Consider the following 18,231-nt stretch of genomic DNA (forward strand, 5'->3'; position numbering starts at 1 on the left):
CCGAGGCGGTCGGCCCGGTGTCGATTAGCTGTGCTAATTTGTGTTCGAGTGCGATGTGCCCCCCGAATGGGTTCATCGGTGACGGGTCGGGGGACTCGATCATCGACTGCTGGGTTGTGAAGAGGGGACACCATCATGAGTGGATGGAACGAATTCGTACGCCGTGCGGGCATCGCGGGCGCGGTCGGCGCCGCATGGCTCGGAGTGGTGCTGGGTGTCGGCACCGGCACTGCGAGCGCGGCGCCGCCGGTTTACGCCGGTAGCGGAATGGACTTCGCGCAGGATCGCGGATGGGGCAACGACCGGCGCGACGACCGCGGCTGGCGCAACGACCGCGATCATCGCCCGGGTTCCGGACTGCACATCAACCTTCCGTGTGTGACCGGCCCCTATGGCGTCGTGACCTGGTGCCCCTAGGGGGACCGGACCCACAGGCAGTGCCCGGTCATCGAGATATCGAACAGGCTGGGCAATACCTGCAGTGAAAGCCGTTGTCCGGGAGCGCCTTCGGCGGTGACCGGACTGCCGAGGACGCCTGCGCTGACCACCGTCTGCTGAGTGGCCGCGCACGCCGTGCCCGGGTCCAGCGGTGTGGCCGTCCAGGAACCGGCTTCCAGATTCGGGTTGCGCAGGCCGCCGCCGTGCAGGGCCATGGGCGAGCCGAAGCTGACCCAGCGGTCACTGGGATCGCCGGGGGCGGTGGCGGGTTGCCACCGCTGGTTCTGGCAGATCATCGGCAGCGAGCGGCCCGGCGGCATGGTGGCCGCTCCCTCGAGCTCCGCCGGACACGTCGAATCAGGCTGCGGTATAACCGGATCGGCATGCGCCGGGGCCGCCGCCAGGAGGGCGGCGGCGAACAGGGGGATGGCGAGTCGGCGCACGGCTACAGCTTGGTCAGGTCGGTCTTCATCAGCATGACGTTGTACTCGCTCCAGATCGACAGGTTCCAGTACAGGTCGGTACCGGTACCCAAGGTCGACGGGGACCACGGGTGCATCATCGGTGCGTAGATCCCGCCGTTCTGCTGGCCCATCACCACGGTCGGCCCGGACCAGGCGCCCTCCGGGGTGTCCGAGGTGCGCAGGATGATGTTGTTGTACTGATCGCCATGCATCGCCACGTACTTGCCGAGTGTCGCGTTGTACTGCACCGACATCTCGCTGACCTGGTTACCGGCCTTGCTCACGCCGCAGGCGCCCTTCTCCTTGCCGAAGATCGGGGTGGCCTTGGACGGGTCGTTGCGGTACCAGCCGGCCTTGTAGGCGCCGATGCCGAACAGTCCGCCCTTGCTGCCCTTGCTGTAGTACTCGTACTTGGTGACGTCGAGGATGTCGCCCTCGGCCACCCGAGACAGGTAGGCCTGCCCCTGGCGGCCGTTGGGGGTGCCGTAGGAGTAGACGAACCCGTCGCCGGGGCGGACGAACGCGGCCTGCTGGAAGTTCTTGTTACCCCCGATCGGGGAGTTGGTCCGCACGCTCTTCGGTGAGATGTACCAGTTCTCGCCGTTGTCCTCGGAGTAGGCGATCGCCGAATAGTTCGTCGTCCACGACCCCGCCGCACCCCACTGCTTGACCGACATGAAGCTGACGTACTGCGTTGCGCCGTACTTGGTTCCCGGGGTGGGCACCGAGATACCGGCGGTCGGGATGAGGGTGACCCCGGTGGGCAGGCCACGGGGCAGCCGTTCGGGCAGGATGATCTGCCGGGCGTACGTTTCCTCCCACAGCGGTGAACCGCCGAACATGTTGCCGTTCAGCCATTGTCCGCCCGGGACGGTCATCCCGTTGCCGAGGTCGCGGTCCGAGCTGCGGAACAGGGTGTTCAGCCGCCAGGTTCCGGTCATGTTCGGCCCGCCGAAGGTGTCGCCGAAGGCGATCAGCACCTGGTTCTCGTTGATCGGGGTGTTCGGGTCGTCGGGAATCCCGTTGTCCCACATGGTGCCGATGTCGGTACCCCAGATGCCGTACCGGTTGAAGGTGTCGTTCGGCGGGAAGTTCCCGGTCACCCAGTCGATGAAGGTGGTCGAACCGCTGACCTGCGCCCCCGGGCGGGGGAAGCCAGGGCGGGCGTTGGCGGCGGCCAGGGCGAGCGAGATGTTGTCGGCGGCAACGCCGCCGGTGCTCGCGGCGTGGGACGGACTGAGCCGGGACAGCAGGTTGTCGACCTCACGCCGGGCGAAGGCCAGCAGGGTCCAGGCCAGCGTCGGGTTCGACGGGGAACCGGGGACCACACCGGCCGCCCAGTCCAGCACCTTGGACACCACCTTGACCACAGCGGTCACCGGGTTGGGTGGTGCCACCGCGATCGGGGTCGACCGGCGTTCGACGGTGGCCGTGACGGTCGATGCCAGTGCCTGCGCGGTGGCGAAAACCGCCACCTTGTCCGCCTTTTCGAGGGTATCGGTGGGGTCGGCGGGTGCACCGGCGGTGACGGCCGGTGCGGAAGCCGCGGTGCCGGCGACCGATGCGGGTGCCGTGGCGTCGCCGGAGCTTGCGTCCTCGGTTGGGGGCGCCGCCTGCGGGCGAGCCGCCTTGCGCACACCGAACGGTTTCCGGTCCGCCGAGCGCAGCGTCGGCCGGGCCCGTTTGGTGCTCTTCTGCTCCGAAGCCTCGGGTTCGGCATCCCCGGCGGATTCGGTCCCGGTGTCTTTACCGGTGCCGGTGTCCGATCCGGTGTCTGGGTCGTCAGCCTTCTCGGGCGACGAACTCCCGGTGTCGGTCTTGCTGTCGGAGGAGCCGGCTCCGGAGGGCGAGTCCGACCCGGCCGGACTCGAGGAGGAGTCCTTGGCCGAGGAGCTCGTCGACGAATCGGTGGTGTCGGCGACGGCGATACCGCCTCCGGTGGCGATCGCGGTGCCGACTCCCAATGCGACCGCAAGTCCTCCGACCCGGCCGACCGCCAACCCACTGCCCCGCCCGAAATACGCCGCTGAGCCCATGCAGGTGCCTCCGTGCTGTCCGCCCCCGGCCCAACAAGTACTGACATCCAACAACAATCCGCGTGATTGTGGAAGAGGCAAATACCTCAGCGGTCACATGGGTTGCACGTGACGTGGGCTTTCAGTCGATCAGTCCGGCTTCGCGCAGGGCTTCGGTGTAGAGGTCGGTGGCCTCGTCGATGCCGTCGTTGACCCAGGCGTCGACGATGGCGACCCGATCGGCGACGATCTGCACCTGGTTGACCCACCGCTCGAAGTCGGCGTCGCGCCGCAGCGCGTCGATCTGCTCGGTGCTGCCCTGCACCAGGAAGAAGCCGCCGAGTTCGCTGGTCTGTGGTCGCAGGATCACCACGTCGTGGCGTTCGATGCGTCCGCTCTCGGTCAGTTCGACCAGGAACGAGCGGGACCGTTTGAGGGTTTCGAGGGCGTGTGGCTCGCGGCCCTGGGTCGGCAGACCCCACGCGATCCAGAAACCGGCGTCCGACATAGGGAGAACCTACACAGCGGTCAGGGTGCCACCGCGGTGCGCAGCGTCCGTGTCGGCGGTGGGCGCAGCGCCGCCGCGAGTTCGGCCAGTGGGACCGGGGGTGCGACCAGCCGATGCCAGGGATGCCTGGCGAGGGTGCGGTCCAGGAATCGGACCGCCTGGTGCAGATGCCGCGGTTCGTAGTTGTGCACCCCGGTGATCGTCAGCCAGCACCGGACCACCGACTCCGGATCCACCGGCAGGGGAGGGCCGGGTGTCACCGACCCGGCCAGCACCAGCACCCCGCCGATGTCGAGCCGGGCCAGCGCCGCACCCACCGCATCGCTCGACCCGGTGTAATCGATGGCCACGTCGACCGGTTCGTCGGTGCCGGATACCGCCCCGAACTCGACGGCCAGCGCCAGCCGGTCGGGGTCGCTGTCGATTGCCTCGACGTGAGCGCCGGCGTCCAGGCAGGCCGCCACGGCGGTGAGCCCGAGCATGCCCGCCCCGCCGATCAGCACGCGCTTGCCGGCGAGCGAACCGGCGGCTTCCATCGTCGCCATCACCGTGGCCGTCGCGCAGGCGGCCGGTGCGGCCACCGCGTCCGGCATCCGGGTGGGTACCACCGAGATGGTGGTCCCGCGCGGCAGGACGATGTGGCGGGCGTAGGAACCCGACAGCGGCCACTGCCCGTCGAACGGCTCATGGCCGGTCTTGCGTACCGCCGTGCACTTGGCGCTGCGGCCCGACCGGCAGCGCGGGCATTCCCCACAGCTGACGGTGACGGACCAGACGATCCGTTGGCCGGGTTCGGCCGGTGCGCCCGGGCCGACGGCGATGACGTCGCCGACCGCCTCGTGACCGAGCACCGATGGACACGGCGCCGGTCGGCGGCCCGTGACGGTGTGCAGGTCGCTGCCGCACACGGTGGCCAGCCGGACCCGGACCAGCGTCTCACCCTCGCGCAGCGGCGGCACCGCGACCTGCTCCAGCATGATGGACGCGCCACCGGTCCACACCGCGGCGGTGGTCATACCAGGCGTGAGCGGATCCATCCGGACAACCTCTCGATCGAGTAGACGATGACGAAGATGACGATCACGATCGCGCCGGCGACGTCGAAGTTCAGCGTGCGAATGGATTCGAATAGCAGGAATCCGATGCCACCGGCGCCGACGATGCCCAGCACCGTCGAGGTGCGGACGTTGACGTCGAACAGGTACAGGCTCGATCCGACCAGCGCCGGCATCGTCTGCGGGATCACCGCCGCGAACAACGTCTTCCACCATCCTCCGCCGACCGAGCGCACCGCTTCCAGCGGCCCGGGATCGATCTCCTCCACCGCGTCGGCGACCAGCTTGGCCAGGAATCCGACCGAACCGATGGCCAGCGCAAAGGTACCCGCGATGGGCCCCAGCCCCAGGGCGGCAACGAAGATGACGGCAAGGATGAGCTCCGGGACCGCGCGCACCGCCAGGATCCAGCCGCGGGCCAGCCAGTAGACGATCGGGCCGGGAGAGATGTTGCGCGCGGCCAGGATTCCGACCGGGATGGACAGCACCACGCCGATCGCGGTGGACACCACCCCGATGGCGACGGTCTGGGCCGCTGCTTCGAACAGGTCGGCGCCCAGGGCACTGAAGTTCGGCGGGACCATCCTGGTGAACACCTCGACCGACGGGACGACCCAGGTGAGCAAGGACAGCGGGTTGATCCGTAGCACCACCAGCGCCGCGATGACGGTGCCGGCGAGCAGGCCGGAGAACGTGAACCGCATGATCCTGTCGCGTCGCGGATCGGAACGCCCCGGTGCCAACAGCATCCGGCGGATCGCGATGGACAACAGTTCCATCGCGACGATGATGACCAGGATGACGCAGACGATGCCGAGTGCGCGGGGGTAGATCAGACCGCGCAGCGCATCCTGCAGCGCGAAGCCGATGCCGCCCGCGCCGACGAAGCCCAGCACCACCGACATCCGCAGGTTGATGTCGATGCGATAGACGAAGGTGCCTATCCAAGACGGAATAACCTGGGGCACAACAGCATTGATCATCTCACGGAGATATCCGGCGCCTGTGCTCCGGACGGCCTCCCGTGGGCCGGAATCGGACTGTTCGATGGCGTCGGCGAAGAGTTTGCCGAGCATGCCGATGGAGTGCAGGGCCAGCGCGAGAATACCGGGCAGCACCCCGATGCCGAGCGCGCGTACGAACAGCACCGCGAACAGTAGATCCGGCATGGCCCGGCAGAACGTGATGACGGCCCGTGCGACGGCGTAGACGGCCGGGTGCGGGGTGGTGTTACGGGCGGCCAGGAACGCCAACGGAACCGACACGATGGCGGCGAGCACGGTGCCCAGCACCGCCATCAGCAGGGTCTCGGCGGCGAGCACCCCGATACGCGCCGGGTCGTCGAGGCGTGGCGGCAGCATCCGGTCGATCAGGCGCAGCACATGATCGAATCCGTCGGTGAGCTCGGCAGGGGAGAAGCCGATGGACCAGGCCGATACCAAGGTGGCGACCAGCGCCGCCGCGGTCACCAGATGCAGCAGGTCGGGCCGGGGCGGTCGGGGGCCGTGGCCGGTCGGGGGCCGTACTGCGACGGGGGTGGTCATCGCTTCCGGTTCGCCGCGGTCGGCTCGCCGGAGGGGTCGACCCGCTGATAGATGGACATGACCTCGTCGCGGGTCATGCCGACCGCGGGCCGGTCGAGGACCTTCCTGCCGTTGCGCAGACCGATCAGGCGGTGGGCCCAGCCCAGCGCGAGGTCGACCTGGTGCAGGGTGCACACCACGGTGAGCTTCTCCTCGATGCAGACCCGGAACAGCAGATCCATGACCACGCCGGCATTCTCGGGATCCAGCGAGGCGACCGGTTCGTCGGCGAGCAGCAGGGCCGGACGCTGCATCAGGGTGCGGGCGATGGCCACCCGCTGCTGCTGGCCGCCCGAGAGGGTGTCGGCGCGCCGGTCGGCGAAATCGGCGAGACCGACGCGGTCCAGGTAGCTCAGCGCGGCGGCGCGCATGTGCTTCGGGTAGGTCAGTGCGCCGTACCGGGGGAGCCTGAGCGTGCCGAGGCCGCCGATGAGGACGTTCTCCAGACAGCTGAGCCGGCCGACGAGGTTGAAATGCTGGAACACGAAGCCGACCCGGGTACGCAGCGCGCGCAACTGGGCCGGGGACGCCCGGTCCACCCGGGTGCCGCCCACGTTGATCTGGCCGGAGGTGACCGGGTGCAGTCCGTTGAAACAGCGCAGCAACGTCGACTTGCCCGACCCGGAAAGCCCCAGCAGCACCAGCAATTCGCTGCGCCGCACGTCGAGCGAGACATTGTCCAGTGCCAGGGTGTCACCGAATCGCTTGGTGACGTCGCGGGCGGCGACGACGACGTCGTCGCCCGCGACGGGATGGTCGGAGTCGACCGCGGTCATGGAGATCAGCCCTTGCACTTCTCGGATCCGGTCACATCACAGACATGGCGCACACCGTCGTAGACGGAGTCGGAGGCCGGCACCACGCCCCACGCGCGTTCGTCGGTGACACGGCAGTCGTCGCCCTCGCAGAAGCCCGCGGCTTCCAGGGCCTGCACGTTGATCTTCTCGGTGAAGATGCCCTTGAGTTTGTCGATGGCCTCGGTGCCCAGTGAATCGTTGGCGGCGAACACCGAACCGGCGATCATCTCCGACTTCCACACCGTCCGGAGTTGGCCCGGCTGCAGGTCACCCTTCTCGATCATCGTCCTGTCGACCATGGTGTCGAAGGCGAAGCCCGCGTCGCAGTCGCCATTGGCGATGGACAGCGCGGAGGAGTCGTGACCGCCGGCGAACACCGGGGACATGGCGGCCGAGACGTCGGCCTCAGATCCGGACCGGATCACGCCCTCCTCGATCAGACCGGCTGTGGGGTAGAGGAATCCGGAGGTGGACCCGGGATCGACGAAGCAGACCTTCTTGCCGGCGAAGTCCTTGAGGCCGTTGATGTCGGTGGAGTCGGCGCGGGTAAGTCCGTAGGACTGGTAGCCGGGCGGGGTGCCCTCGTCCTGGATGACGGCTCCGAGCGGGGTGATCTTGGCACCGTTGATTCCGGCCACCACATAGGCGAACGGCCCGAAGAAGGCGAGGTCGACGTTGTCGGCGATCATGCCCTCGACGACTCCGGCGTAGTCGGAGGCCTGCACGAATTCGACCGTGGATCCGGTTTCCTGTTCCAGCATCTTGATCAGCGGGTCGTAGCTGGCCTTGAGGTCCGAGGAGTTCTCGGCCGGGATAGCCGCCAGGGTGATCGTGTCGGGGAAGCCCTGTGCATTGGTGGATTCGGATTCGGAGTCACCGCCGGAGCAGGCGGCCATCGCCAGCGCGAGCCCGGCAGCGGCGGCAGTGGACGCTACTTTGTGAAACTTCATGAGGGTGGTTCCTTTCGCGTTTCAGTGGGAGAGACAGAGATCGGCGAAGTCGGCGACGGTGGCCACCACGTGGGTAGCTCCGGCGCCGCTCAGGGTCTCGGCATCGTGCGCGCCGGTGAGGGTGCCCGCGACGATCGAGGCGCCGGCCCGCAGGCCGGACAGGATGTCGCTGGAGGTGTCGCCGAGGACGGCCACCTTGGCGACGTCGTCGATGCCGGTGCGCAGCAGGGAATTCAGGACGAGGTCCGGGTAGGGGCGCCCCCGCCCGCCTTGGCCCGGCGCGAGCACCACATCGGCGATCTCGGCCCAACCGAGTTCGTCGATGATGCGCTGCTGGGTGGACGGGCTGAACCCGGTGGTCAGTGCCACCTTGAGGCCGGCGTCGCGCAGGCGCGTGATCGCCTCGGCGGCACCCGGAATCGCCGAGACCCCACCCTCGATGGAGTCCGCGTAGACCCGTTCGAACGTCGAGTTGGCCTGTTGGGCACGGTCTTCGGATCCGAACAGGTGGCGGAAGACCTCGATCTTGGATTGGCCCATGGTGTCGAGCACATACGTGCGGGCGGTGTCGCGTTCCGCGCCGGTGGCGGGGACGCCGACTGCGGAGGCCGCTTCGTCGAAGGCGTGCAGGACCAAGCCGTCGTCGGCGACGGTGGTGCCCGCCATGTCCAGGACTGTGAGTTCGATCGGGTGCATGCCGACACCCTGACAGTTGGTCTATACCAAGTCGTATACCGATGGCGAACGGCTGGTGAACAGTCCGCGACCGGCAGGTCTAGACCATGGTCTATGCCATCTTTTTGCTACCGTCGGCCAGGTGATGAGCGGTGCACAACCACGGGTGCTCAAGCATCAGGTCGTGCGGGGGCAGCTCGACCGCCTGCTGGATGGATTGCAGGTCGGGGACCCGTTTCCCGCCGAACGTGAGATCGCCGAGCAGTTCGACGTCGCCCGCGAGACCGTACGCCAGGCGATGCGCGAGCTGCTGCTGGCCGGACGGATCGAGCGCCGGGGGCGCACCACCGTGGTGGCCGCCCCCAAGCTGCTGCAGCCGCTGGGCATGGGTTCCTATACCGAGGCCGCCCGGGACGAGGGGCACAACGTCGACCGCTTCCTGGTCGGCTGGACCCGGCTGGCGGCCGACGAGGCTCTGGCCGGCACGCTCGCCGTGGAGGTGGGCGCCCCGGTGATCCAGCTGGAGCGGGTCTTCACCACCGACGGTGTGCGGGTGGGGCTGGAAACCACCCGGCTGCCTGCCCACCGCCATCCCGGACTCGAGGACCGGTTCGATTACCGAACCTCGCTGTACGCCGAGATCCGCAGCAGGGGACTCAAATTCGAGCGCACCGTCGATACCATCGACACCGCGTTGCCGGATGCGCGGGAGTCGGCGCTGTTGACTGTCGACGCCCGCACCCCGATGTTCCTGCTGAACCGGGTGTCCTACGACCAGCACGGCGTGCCCATCGAGCAGCGGCGCTCGCTCTACCGCGGCGACCGGATGACGTTCACGATCACCATGGAGGACCGCTAGTGGTCGTCTTCGCGCGGCGATGTGGACCGCTGCGGGTGCCGCGGGCGACTCAGGCGCCCCCGACGACCTGGTCGCACCAAAGCAGCGCGGGTCCGAACGCTGCCCCTCCCGCGAGAATTGCAGCAGGCAATGACTTGCCGCACGCGACGGTGAGTATGGCCACTGCGATTGCCACGAACGAAGAAATCGACAGCAGCAGCGCAATTCGAAGTTCCAACACTTAGATCCCCTTCTGAACGGTGGTCTACGATGTATGGCTTACTGACTTCTCGCGTCAGAATATGGCGATCGGGGTTCGGCCTTAAGTGACAGAGGTCCATCGAATTTGATCGAATTTTGGCGGTTCCGGCGTCCGACTTCTGGCGGACTTGGCGGCCGCCAAAAATCGGATGGATCGGCCAGAAAGCGGACTTGCGCTGCCTGTTCCCGGCATTGATACTTCTGAACGACTACAGGAGGGCGAAGTGCGGGATCGGCTGGCGGAGTTGCTAACGAGTGCTTTCGAGGAATCTGGCATGACTATCAGGGAACTGGCGATAAGCATCCGCGGTGGGGATGATGAATCCTCGATAAAGAGAGTTCGGGAGCGACTCGAAGCGAAGGTGTTGAGCCTGGAAGAACTAGTTCAAATTTCAAAGACTCTTCGCATTTCTCCGGACGCCTTGATGCGCGCCTTGTTTCCGGATTTGCCCAACGATCGTTCGCTGATTTTGCAGCAGAGAAATGCTGAACTCCGAGCATTGCAGTTTGAATCGGAACTCGCGGCGATGCGTGCAGGAGGTCTGGACGTGAGTCTGCTCCGCGAGATCGCCGGGTCCACTCGGTGGGCGGTGAGCGTGCTGCCGCATGTATCGGGCCCCACGCAAGAAGCGGAGGTCGTCACTGGCATACGCCTTGCTGTGACACTTACGCACCCAGAAACGATGCCTCCAGACGCATCTGCACGGTCATTGTTCGTGGCTGAGTTCGGCCGGGTGATCCAAGACCGTGCGTGGTTCCTCGCGCCGTCGGTCCGCCCCCTTCCGGCTCCGGCCACGCCATCGCGTCCAGAAGATGTGGTCTATCTGCAAGTGCCGATGTTCGCGCGGGACCGTATGCCGTCTCAGATTGCGGTGCCGTTGCCACATCTGCACCGTGAGAGTGTCCTTTTTGTGGCAGTCAGTCAGGTTGCGTGGTGTCCCAATGTGGCTGCGGTTGCCGCGAGGGCACTGGGTTGGGGTCTGGAGAACAGCGCGTCCGTCGGCCGAGCGGTCGCTCCGATACTTGAGCCGGAACGGGACCGCTATATCGAAGCCGTGAACAAGATCAAGAACGACAGTCTTCGGTCGCTGCTAGCTGACTGCAAATCGAGGACCGTAGTGCATCACTCCGGCCGCGGGGTCGTCGATGACGATGGTGAAGAGATCGAGCAACACGCCCTGATTTCGATGCTGAATGATGAAATGCTAAGTGAGCGAGCGCCATTCGTTGTTCTGCTGAGTGAGTCGGACGCGATGATGCGGCATCAGGCGCTGAAAGTGAGGCGATTTGACACCAAGGAATCACGATTCACGGCGGACCAATGGATCGCATGGCGAGATGAGCTCCGAACCGCCGTCAGCGGCATCGAGCCCCTCCGGCGCGGAGTTGTCTTGGACGTCGACTTTCCGATCGGCTGGGACGACGATGGCACGCCCCCGGACGACGTCGTGCACGCCAATCGCATGCAATGGCAGCGCACCGCTGTGCTGGCTGGAAAGGCGATCGACCGGCTCATGCAATGGGGTGCAGTGGGTCCCAAGCGGGGGCTTCTGCCGAACAACCTTGATCCAGAGGCTCAGAAGATTCTCAAAACACTGGACCGATACAACTGAGATGCCGCTAATACGACTTCCCGTCGGCGTAGCGCTGCCGGCGGAAGGCGCGCCCGCTGCCCCGGTTGCGGCTCTTGTAGGTCGGCAACTGTGAGTCGCAGTTCGGGCAGACCAGGCGCAGGTTCTCCCGGCGGTTGTTCTCGGGGTTGACGTCGATGTGGTCGAGGACCAGCGTCAGGGGTAGGCCCTGCCAGGTGCTCGCATTGCGACAGAGCGCGCAGCAGCCGGCTTGCTCGGCCTCGATGTGCCGCCGGATGTAGTTGCCACGTTCGCCGCGGATCTTGGCTTCGCCGGACTCCAACCACAGTGCTGTGCATTTCGCCGTGTGGCGGCCTGGCAGGCATTACCGCAGTAGATCTTTTGGCTGCGCTTGGAAAGTGCTGCGCCGCATCCTAGGCAGAGTCTCATGGGCCTGACGCTATGGGCGGGTACCGACAAGTCGTTCGCCGGCGTCATGGCGCTAGTAGGACTTGCCGTCGGCATAGCGTTTTCGACGGAAGGCCCGGCCGCTGCCCCGGTTGCGGCTCTTATAGGTGGGTAGTTGGGAGTCGCAGTTCGGGCAGACCAGGCGCAGATTCTCCCGGCGGTTGTCAGTCGGGTCGCCGTCGATGTGGTCCAGGATCAGCGTCAGCGGGTGCCCTTGCCAGTTGTTCGTGCCGCCGCAGATCGCGCAGCACCCGGCTTGCTCTGCCTCGATATAAGCCCGGATGTAGTGGCCGCGAAGTGAACCCGTTCGGCCCTCGCCGGATTTCAGCCAGAGATTGATTCGTGCGGCGCGGCGGTAGGCAATCTGACATGGATTGCTGCAGAAGAGCTTTTGGCTGCGCTTGGTGAGTTCCGCTCCGCAGCCCTGACAGAGCCTCATGAAACGAAGCTACGAGTCAGCACTGACAAGTCAGATGCCGTGTGGAGCCCCCGGTCGGGATTGAACCGACGGCCTACGCTTTACAAGAGCGCCGCTCTACCACTGAGCTACGGAGGCATGTACTACGCCGGACAGCTTAGCCTTCCTCGTCGATGATCCGTTCGGAGACCACCGCCCGCGGCCCGGTGCTGCTGCGCCGGCCGCGCTGACGCGGCAGCGGGATGCGCCCGGCGATGTTGCTCAGCGGGTTCACCACCTGGGACAGCGTGATCACGGCCTCGTGCAGCGCGTCGATCGTCGGAGCCAGCGCTTCCAGTCCGGGGGTGAGCCGGTTGAGGGTGTCGGCCACGTCGGCGAGCTTGAGCAGCGGCCCGTCCGGGTCGGTCAGGGTGTCCAGCAGCCCGCCCTCGGACAGCAGGGTGTCCACCACGCCGTCCTCGCGCAGGATCCGCTCGATCAGCCCGTCGTCGGCGAGCAGCTGGTCGGCCAGGCCGCCGGGGGCGATCACCCGCGACAGCGCCCCGCTGTCGGTGGTCAGCCGGTCGATCAGCCCGCCCTCGGCTGTCACCTGGTCCACCACGCCGTCCTCGGCCAGCAACCGGTCGGCCAGGCCGCCGGGCGCGATCACCCGGGTCACCACGCCGTTGTCGGCGGTCAGCCGATCCACCAGGCCGCCCTCGGCGGTGACCTGGTCGATCAGCCCGCCCTCGGCCAGCGCCCGGGCGACCGGCCCGTTCTCGTTGTTCAGCCGGTCCAGTAATCCCCCCGGGGCGGTCAGTTGATCCACCAGCCCACCCGGTCGCAGCAGCTGGTTGAGCGGGCCTTCCGGGGCGAGTGCGCGGCCCAGCGGCGCGTCGTCGTCCATCAGCCGGGCCAGCCGGTTCGCGCGGTCCACCGCGTCGTCGATGCCGAGCATCGAGGCGAAGGACGTCGGGTTGCCCACCGCACCGGGATCGTCGAGCGAACGCCGGACCACCTTCAGTGAGCCGGCGGCGATGTTGAGGCCCAGGTCGGCGACGGCCAAGCCGGCCCGGACGGGCGCGGTGGCAAACTGCACGACGGTGCCGACCAGGTTCATCAGCCCAGTCTAGGACGGCACCGAGCCGCATTCTCAGCAAGTTCACAACAACTACGCAGCTTCGCTTCAAGTCCGGGGAGGAACGTGGTCACATGGCCATGGCAGCAATATCGGAATCCGCGCACAGCATCCCGGAGGCGCGGGTGCTGGTCGTCGACGATGAGACCAACATCGTCGAGTTGCTCTCGGTGAGCCTGAAGTTTCAGGGCTTCGAGGTGCATACCGCCTCCAGCGGCACCGATGCGCTGGACAAGGCCCGGGAGATCCGACCCGACGCGGTCATCCTGGACGTGATGATGCCCGGCATGGACGGGTTCGGAGTGCTGCGCCGGATGCGCGCCGACGGTATAGACGCCCCGGCGCTGTTCCTCACCGCCCGCGACAACCTGCAGGACAAGATCACCGGGCTGACCCTCGGTGGCGACGACTACGTCACCAAGCCGTTCAGCCTGGAGGAGGTGGTGGCGCGGCTGCGGGTCATCCTGCGCCGGGTCGGCCGCGGTGTCGAGGAGCCACGCAACGCCCGGCTCACCTTCGCCGACATCGAACTCGACGAGGAGACCCACGAGGTGTGGAAGGCCGGTGAACCGGTCTCGTTGTCGCCCACCGAGTTCACCCTGCTTCGTTACTTCGTGATCAATGCCGGCACCGTGCTGAGCAAACCGAAGATCCTCGACCACGTGTGGCGCTACGACTTCGGTGGCGACGTCAACGTCGTCGAGTCCTATGTGTCCTATCTGCGCCGCAAGATCGACACCGGGGAGAAACGGCTGCTGCACACATTGCGCGGGGTCGGCTACGTACTGCGCGAGCCGCGCTAGGCGCGCCGGTGGGCAGACGCGGGATTCCGCTACGGGTCGGGCTGGTCGCGGCCACCCTGGTTTTGGTAGGCCTGGGCCTGCTGGCCTCCGGCATCGCGGTCACCTCGTTGATGCGGCACACCGAGATCCAGCGCATCGACCAGACGCTGCTCGAGGCTTCCGGCGGGTGGGCGCGGGCGCCGATGATGACCGCGGTCCCGGTACCCGATCCCAGTCCCGCCTATCCGCCGTCGAGCTTCTACGTGCGCGGCACCGATGCGGACGGCAGTGTGCGATTGGCCGTGAAGAACGGTGCCGACGATCCGGTGCTGCCCGCGAACAACGACGTCGGCCCGGACCCGGTGACCGTGAGCTCGCAGGACAACTCGGAGGTGAAGTGGCGGGCGGTGACGGTCCGCGGACCCACCGGGGAACTGACCACCGTGGCGATGGACCTCAACGAGGTCGAGTCCACCATGCGTGCGCTCATCTGGTCGCAGTTCGCGATCGGCGCGGCGGTGTTGCTGGTGCTCGGGGTGGTCGGCTATGCGGTGGTGCACCGCAGCCTGCGGCCACTGGCCGAGGTGGAGGAGACGGCCGCGGCGATCGCCGGAGGTGAGCTGGACCGCCGTGTCCCGCAACGTGATCCACGCACCGAGGTGGGACGCCTGTCGCTGGCGTTGAACGGCATGCTGGCCCAGATCCAGCGGGCGCTGGCGTCCTCGGAGCAGTCGGCGGAACTGGCCCGCGAATCCGAGGAGCGGATGCGCCGGTTCATCGGCGACGCCAGCCATGACTTGCGCACCCCGCTGACCACCATCCGCGGCTATGCCGAGCTGTACCGCCAGGGCGCCACCCGCGACACGGACATGTTGATGGGGCGCATCGAGAGCGAGGCAGGCCGGATGGGCCTGCTCGTCGAGGACCTGCTGCTGCTGGCCCGCCTCGACGAACAGCGACCGCTGGACCAGGGCCGGGTGGATCTGCTGGCGCTGGCCACCGATGCGGTGCACGACGCGCAGACGGTGGCCCCCGGGCGACGGATCCGGATGGAGGTGTTCGACGGTCCGGGCATCCCCGAGGTGCTGGGCGACGAGGCAAGACTGCGCCAGGTGTTCAGCAACCTGATGTCCAACGCCCTGCAGCACACCCCGCAGGACGCGGACATCACCGTGCGGGTGGGCACCGACGACGACGACGCCGTGCTGGAGGTGTGCGATCGGGGTCCGGGCATGAAACCCGAGGACGCGCAGCGTGTATTCGAGCGGTTCTACCGCGCGGACACGTCGCGGACGCGCGCCAGCGGCGGGTTCGGCCTCGGCCTGTCGATCGTCGACTCGCTGGTGGCCGCGCACGGCGGCAGGGTGTCGGTGCAGACGGCCCCCGGGCGCGGGTCCCGGTTCCGGGTCAGCCTGCCCCGCACCCTGGACGTGGCCGGAGCCGTCCCGGCGGCCTCGGAGACCGCTCAGCCCAGCTGAGCGAGCGCTGCCTTGATCTTGGCCTGCGCCTCGTCGAGCGACTCCGGCGAGGGGTTGCGGTCCACATTCGCGAACCCGAAATCGCTGAGGTTGCGGGCCGGGAACACGTGCACGTGCAGGTGCGGGACCTCCAGACCGGCGATGATCACGCCGGACCGTTCCGTCTCGAACGCCGCGCAGACGGCCTTGCCGATCTTCTGCGAGACCGCCATCACCCGGCCGAACAGATCCGGGTCGAGGTCCTGCCAGTTGTCCACCTCGGCGCGCGGCACCACCAGGGTGTGGCCCTGCGTCATCGGCTCGATGGTCAGGAACGCCACGATCTCGTCGTCCTCGTAGACGAATCGGCCGGGCAGATCCCCGTTGATGATCATGCTGAAGACGGTCGCCATGGGTACGAGCATATGTGTCGGTTTCGGCGCGGGGGACCGGCTGCCAGTACTGTGCGAGGCGCTGATGTTGTGTATGCAAATACGCAACACTCCGGGTGTTGGGTCCATTCGGTGCGCGGTGGCCGCGGTTCACGTGGCCACGACTGCCGAATGAAAGGCCACCACTCCCATGCAGAAGTTGATGACCGATGCCGTGCTGCTGCGCGAGCTCGAGTCGATCGCCGCGGACAACGTCAACCGGCATCTGTCCACCACGAAAAATTGGTACCCGCACGACTATGTGCCGTGGCAGGACGGACGGAACTACGCGGGCACAGACGGCGCCGACTGGCGTATCGAACAATCGCAGCTGGGCGAGGTCGCACGCGCCGCGATGATCACCAACCTGCTGACCGAGGACAATCTGCCGTCCTACCACCGGGAGGCTGCCGGCAGCTTCTCGCAGGACGGCCCGTGGGGTGCCTGGGTGAACCGGTGGACCGCCGAGGAGAACCGGCACGGTATCGCGCTCCGCGATTACCTGGTGGTGACCCGCGCCGTCGATGTGCAGGCGCTCGAGCGGGCCCGGATGGAGCACGTCACCAACGGCTTCGCCGCCACCGAGGAGGAGCGGGCCAAACACGACTCGGAATTCCTGATGTCGGTCTCCTATGTGACGTTCCAGGAACTCGCCACCCGGGTGAGTCACCGCAACACCGGCAAGGTCTGTGACGACCCGATCGCCGACCGGTTGCTGCAGCGCATCGCCGCCGACGAGAACCTGCACATGATCTTCTACCGAAACGTCTGTGCCGCCGCGTTGGAGCTGGCTCCGGACCAGACCCTGGACGCGGTGGCCGCCGTGGTGGAGAACTTCCGGATGCCGGGCCAGGGCATGCCCGACTTCCGGCGCAACGGCGTGCTGATGGCCAAGCACGGGATCTACGATCTGCGCCAGCACCTGGACGAGGTGGTCATGCCGACCCTACGTAAGTGGAACATCTTCGAGCGCAATGATTTCAGCGCGCGGGGTGAGGCACGTCGCGAACAACTGGCGGTGTTCTTGCAGGACCTGGCGGCCAAGGTCGAGCGGTTCGAGGAACAGCGTGACCGGCTGCTGGCCCGCGAGGCGAGCAGGCGGGAGCTTCAGGCGTCCTGAATCAGCGCATGCACTTCGTCCAGGGTGTAGGGCGGGGCGTCGTGGTGATCGCGGTACCCGATGAACCCCGGCGCGGGTCGGGCGAACTCACCGATGAAACCGCCTGCGGCGATGAAGATCCGGCCGGTGACGTCCTTGGCCAGATCGCTGACGAGATAGGCGTAGGTGGGCGCCACGTGCCCGGCGGGCCCGGCGTCCAGCGCACCCTGGAAACTGGCGTCGTCGAGCAGGCCCCGCCGGTTGAGTTCGGTGATGTGCTGCTCGTAGTCGGCGCCGGTGGACAACCGGGTCTTCGCGCCCGGGCACACCACATTCGCCCGTACCCCTTGGTCTTTCAGTTCTGCGGCGATCGCCAGGGTGAGGCCGTTGACCCCGCCCTTGCCGGCCGGGTAACCGGTGCCTCCGTAGTCGCCCAGGTAGGCGAACGAACTGGTGTTGACGATGGCGCCGGAGCCCTGCCGCACCATGTGCGGCGCGGCCGCGCGGGCCGTCTCGAACGCGGTGACCAGGTGGGCGTCGAGGAGATCGTGGAACTGTGCGCTGGTGATGGACAGGATCGAGGAGCCGGGTGGTTCCGCGGTGCCCGCGCAGTTGATCAGGATGTCGATGCGGCCGAACTCGGCGACACACGCCTCGACCAGTCCGTCGGCCACCGCCGGGTCGGCCGGCGAACCGCTGTACCCGACACCTGAAACCTGTTGTGCAGCTTGCGCTACCGCTTCCGGATCGCGGCCGTTGACCAGCACCCGGGCGCCCTCGGCAGCCAGCAGTTCGGCGACCGCCAGCCCGATACCGCGGGTGCCCCCGACCACGACGGCCGCGCGGTCGGCGAGCACGCCGCTAATCTGCCTTCTCCACCTCGGAGAACGTCATCGCATCCATGTTCCAGTAGCCGCGCAGGTTGGTGATGAGGCCCTCGTCGTCCACCCGGTAGGTGAACACGCCGCGGACGGTGGCCACGAAGCCGTTCGGAAACTCGGTGCGCAGCACCAGGATGTAGGCGATCTCGGTCGGCGAGGAGGACGGGAACGTCTCCTGGCAGGTGACCGTGAGCTTGTTGGGGCCGATGTTGGTGTCGAAGAAGGCCCGCACGGCCTCCTTGCCGCGCACCCCGCTGCCGTCCGGGTTGGTGACGGCCGTGCCGATCGGGTCCTCGATGACGATGTCCTCGGACATCAGCGCGAGCCAGCCTTCGCCGTCACCGGCCTGCACACAGCGCCAGGATGCCTGGGAGGCGAGGACGACGGGTGAGTCGGTCATGGTTTCCTTTCACGCTCGCTCGC

19 protein-coding genes, 1 tRNA gene and 1 pseudogene are annotated in these 18,231 nt (G+C 67.2%); 6 read left to right on the plus strand and 15 right to left on the minus strand.

What is annotated here, in order from left to right:
* The first annotated feature begins 135 nt into the window (after positions 1–135).
* Positions 136–417, plus strand: a complete 282-nt coding sequence (locus V4U86_RS03265) for a hypothetical protein (protein ID WP_395309864.1) — start codon at positions 136–138, stop codon at positions 415–417.
* On the opposite strand, the gene V4U86_RS03270 is transcribed toward V4U86_RS03265, so the two are convergent.
* The 8 genes from V4U86_RS03270 to V4U86_RS03305 form a co-directional block, all read right to left on the minus strand.
* A complete protein-coding gene (locus V4U86_RS03270) occupies positions 414–881 on the minus strand; it encodes a hypothetical protein (RefSeq protein ID WP_395309865.1) in 468 nt (155 codons plus the stop codon). The two genes, V4U86_RS03265 and V4U86_RS03270, sit on opposite strands and share 4 nt — an antisense overlap.
* A 2-nt stretch (positions 882–883) precedes the next feature.
* Positions 884–2,938, minus strand: coding sequence for a DUF4185 domain-containing protein (locus V4U86_RS03275; RefSeq protein WP_395309866.1), 2,055 nt, complete (start codon positions 2,936–2,938; stop codon positions 884–886).
* A gap of 121 nt (positions 2,939–3,059) precedes the next feature.
* The gene (locus V4U86_RS03280; protein ID WP_395309867.1) at positions 3,060–3,425 is read right to left on the minus strand and encodes a hypothetical protein; all 366 of its coding nucleotides are present in this window, start codon (positions 3,423–3,425) and stop codon (positions 3,060–3,062) included.
* A gap of 20 nt (positions 3,426–3,445) precedes the next feature.
* On the minus strand, positions 3,446–4,462 hold the full coding sequence (locus V4U86_RS03285) for a zinc-binding dehydrogenase (protein ID WP_395309868.1): 1,017 nt from the start codon (positions 4,460–4,462) through the stop codon (positions 3,446–3,448).
* The gene (gene phnE / locus V4U86_RS03290) at positions 4,438–6,024 is read right to left on the minus strand and encodes a phosphonate ABC transporter, permease protein PhnE (RefSeq protein ID WP_395309869.1); all 1,587 of its coding nucleotides are present in this window, start codon (positions 6,022–6,024) and stop codon (positions 4,438–4,440) included. The genes V4U86_RS03285 and phnE overlap by 25 nt, the downstream gene beginning before the upstream one ends.
* The gene (phnC, locus tag V4U86_RS03295; RefSeq protein WP_395309870.1) at positions 6,021–6,839 is read right to left on the minus strand and encodes a phosphonate ABC transporter ATP-binding protein; all 819 of its coding nucleotides are present in this window, start codon (positions 6,837–6,839) and stop codon (positions 6,021–6,023) included. The genes phnE and phnC overlap by 4 nt, the downstream gene beginning before the upstream one ends.
* A 5-nt stretch (positions 6,840–6,844) precedes the next feature.
* Positions 6,845–7,810, minus strand: a complete 966-nt coding sequence (locus V4U86_RS03300; protein WP_395309871.1) for a phosphate/phosphite/phosphonate ABC transporter substrate-binding protein — start codon at positions 7,808–7,810, stop codon at positions 6,845–6,847.
* A gap of 21 nt (positions 7,811–7,831) precedes the next feature.
* Positions 7,832–8,506, minus strand: coding sequence for a phosphonatase-like hydrolase (locus V4U86_RS03305; RefSeq protein ID WP_395309872.1), 675 nt, complete (start codon positions 8,504–8,506; stop codon positions 7,832–7,834).
* A 124-nt stretch (positions 8,507–8,630) separates the two neighbouring features.
* Here V4U86_RS03305 and V4U86_RS03310 point away from each other — a divergent pair, with 124 nt between their 5' ends.
* Together V4U86_RS03310 and V4U86_RS03315 are read left to right on the plus strand one after the other, a co-directional pair.
* Positions 8,631–9,344: a GntR family transcriptional regulator gene (locus tag V4U86_RS03310; protein ID WP_395309873.1), complete on the plus strand. Its 714-nt coding sequence runs from the start codon at positions 8,631–8,633 to the stop codon at positions 9,342–9,344.
* A gap of 368 nt (positions 9,345–9,712) precedes the next feature.
* Positions 9,713–11,197, plus strand: a complete 1,485-nt coding sequence (locus V4U86_RS03315) for a hypothetical protein (protein WP_395309874.1) — start codon at positions 9,713–9,715, stop codon at positions 11,195–11,197.
* 7 nt (positions 11,198–11,204) lie between these two features.
* Here the strand turns inward: V4U86_RS03315 and V4U86_RS03320 are convergent.
* From V4U86_RS03320 to V4U86_RS03335, 4 genes and pseudogenes are all read right to left on the minus strand, one after another.
* Positions 11,205–11,605: pseudogene (locus V4U86_RS03320) on the minus strand (HNH endonuclease).
* A 52-nt stretch (positions 11,606–11,657) separates the two neighbouring features.
* Complete coding sequence (locus V4U86_RS03325; protein ID WP_395309875.1) at positions 11,658–12,062, minus strand: HNH endonuclease; 405 nt, start codon at positions 12,060–12,062, stop codon at positions 11,658–11,660.
* A gap of 42 nt (positions 12,063–12,104) precedes the next feature.
* Positions 12,105–12,179: transfer RNA gene (locus tag V4U86_RS03330), tRNA-Thr, on the minus strand.
* 19 nt (positions 12,180–12,198) lie between these two features.
* Positions 12,199–13,140, minus strand: coding sequence for a hypothetical protein (locus V4U86_RS03335; RefSeq protein ID WP_395309876.1), 942 nt, complete (start codon positions 13,138–13,140; stop codon positions 12,199–12,201).
* A 92-nt stretch (positions 13,141–13,232) separates the two neighbouring features.
* On the opposite strand from V4U86_RS03335, the gene V4U86_RS03340 reads away from it, so the two are divergent.
* Positions 13,233–13,961, plus strand: coding sequence for a response regulator transcription factor (locus V4U86_RS03340; protein ID WP_395309877.1), 729 nt, complete (start codon positions 13,233–13,235; stop codon positions 13,959–13,961).
* A gap of 8 nt (positions 13,962–13,969) precedes the next feature.
* Positions 13,970–15,418: a sensor histidine kinase gene (locus V4U86_RS03345; protein WP_395309878.1), complete on the plus strand. Its 1,449-nt coding sequence runs from the start codon at positions 13,970–13,972 to the stop codon at positions 15,416–15,418.
* Here V4U86_RS03345 and V4U86_RS03350 read toward each other — a convergent pair.
* Positions 15,406–15,810 (minus strand): HIT family protein, encoded by a 405-nt coding sequence (locus tag V4U86_RS03350; protein ID WP_395309879.1) that lies wholly within the window; start codon positions 15,808–15,810, stop codon positions 15,406–15,408. The two genes, V4U86_RS03345 and V4U86_RS03350, sit on opposite strands and share 13 nt — an antisense overlap.
* 169 nt (positions 15,811–15,979) lie before the next feature.
* Here V4U86_RS03350 and V4U86_RS03355 point away from each other — a divergent pair, with 169 nt between their 5' ends.
* The gene (locus V4U86_RS03355; protein WP_395309880.1) at positions 15,980–16,948 is read left to right on the plus strand and encodes an acyl-ACP desaturase; all 969 of its coding nucleotides are present in this window, start codon (positions 15,980–15,982) and stop codon (positions 16,946–16,948) included.
* Here V4U86_RS03355 and V4U86_RS03360 read toward each other — a convergent pair.
* Complete coding sequence (locus V4U86_RS03360; RefSeq protein ID WP_395309881.1) at positions 16,936–17,784, minus strand: SDR family NAD(P)-dependent oxidoreductase; 849 nt, start codon at positions 17,782–17,784, stop codon at positions 16,936–16,938. The two genes, V4U86_RS03355 and V4U86_RS03360, sit on opposite strands and share 13 nt — an antisense overlap.
* Before the next feature lie 4 nt (positions 17,785–17,788).
* Entirely contained in the window at positions 17,789–18,208 is a 420-nt protein-coding gene (locus tag V4U86_RS03365; RefSeq protein WP_395309882.1) for a nuclear transport factor 2 family protein, read from the minus strand.
* Between the last annotated feature and the right edge of the window lie 23 nt (positions 18,209–18,231).

This window comes from Mycobacterium sp. AMU20-3851 (assembly GCF_043974665.1).
Classification (GTDB): Bacteria; Actinomycetota; Actinomycetes; order Mycobacteriales; family Mycobacteriaceae; genus Mycobacterium.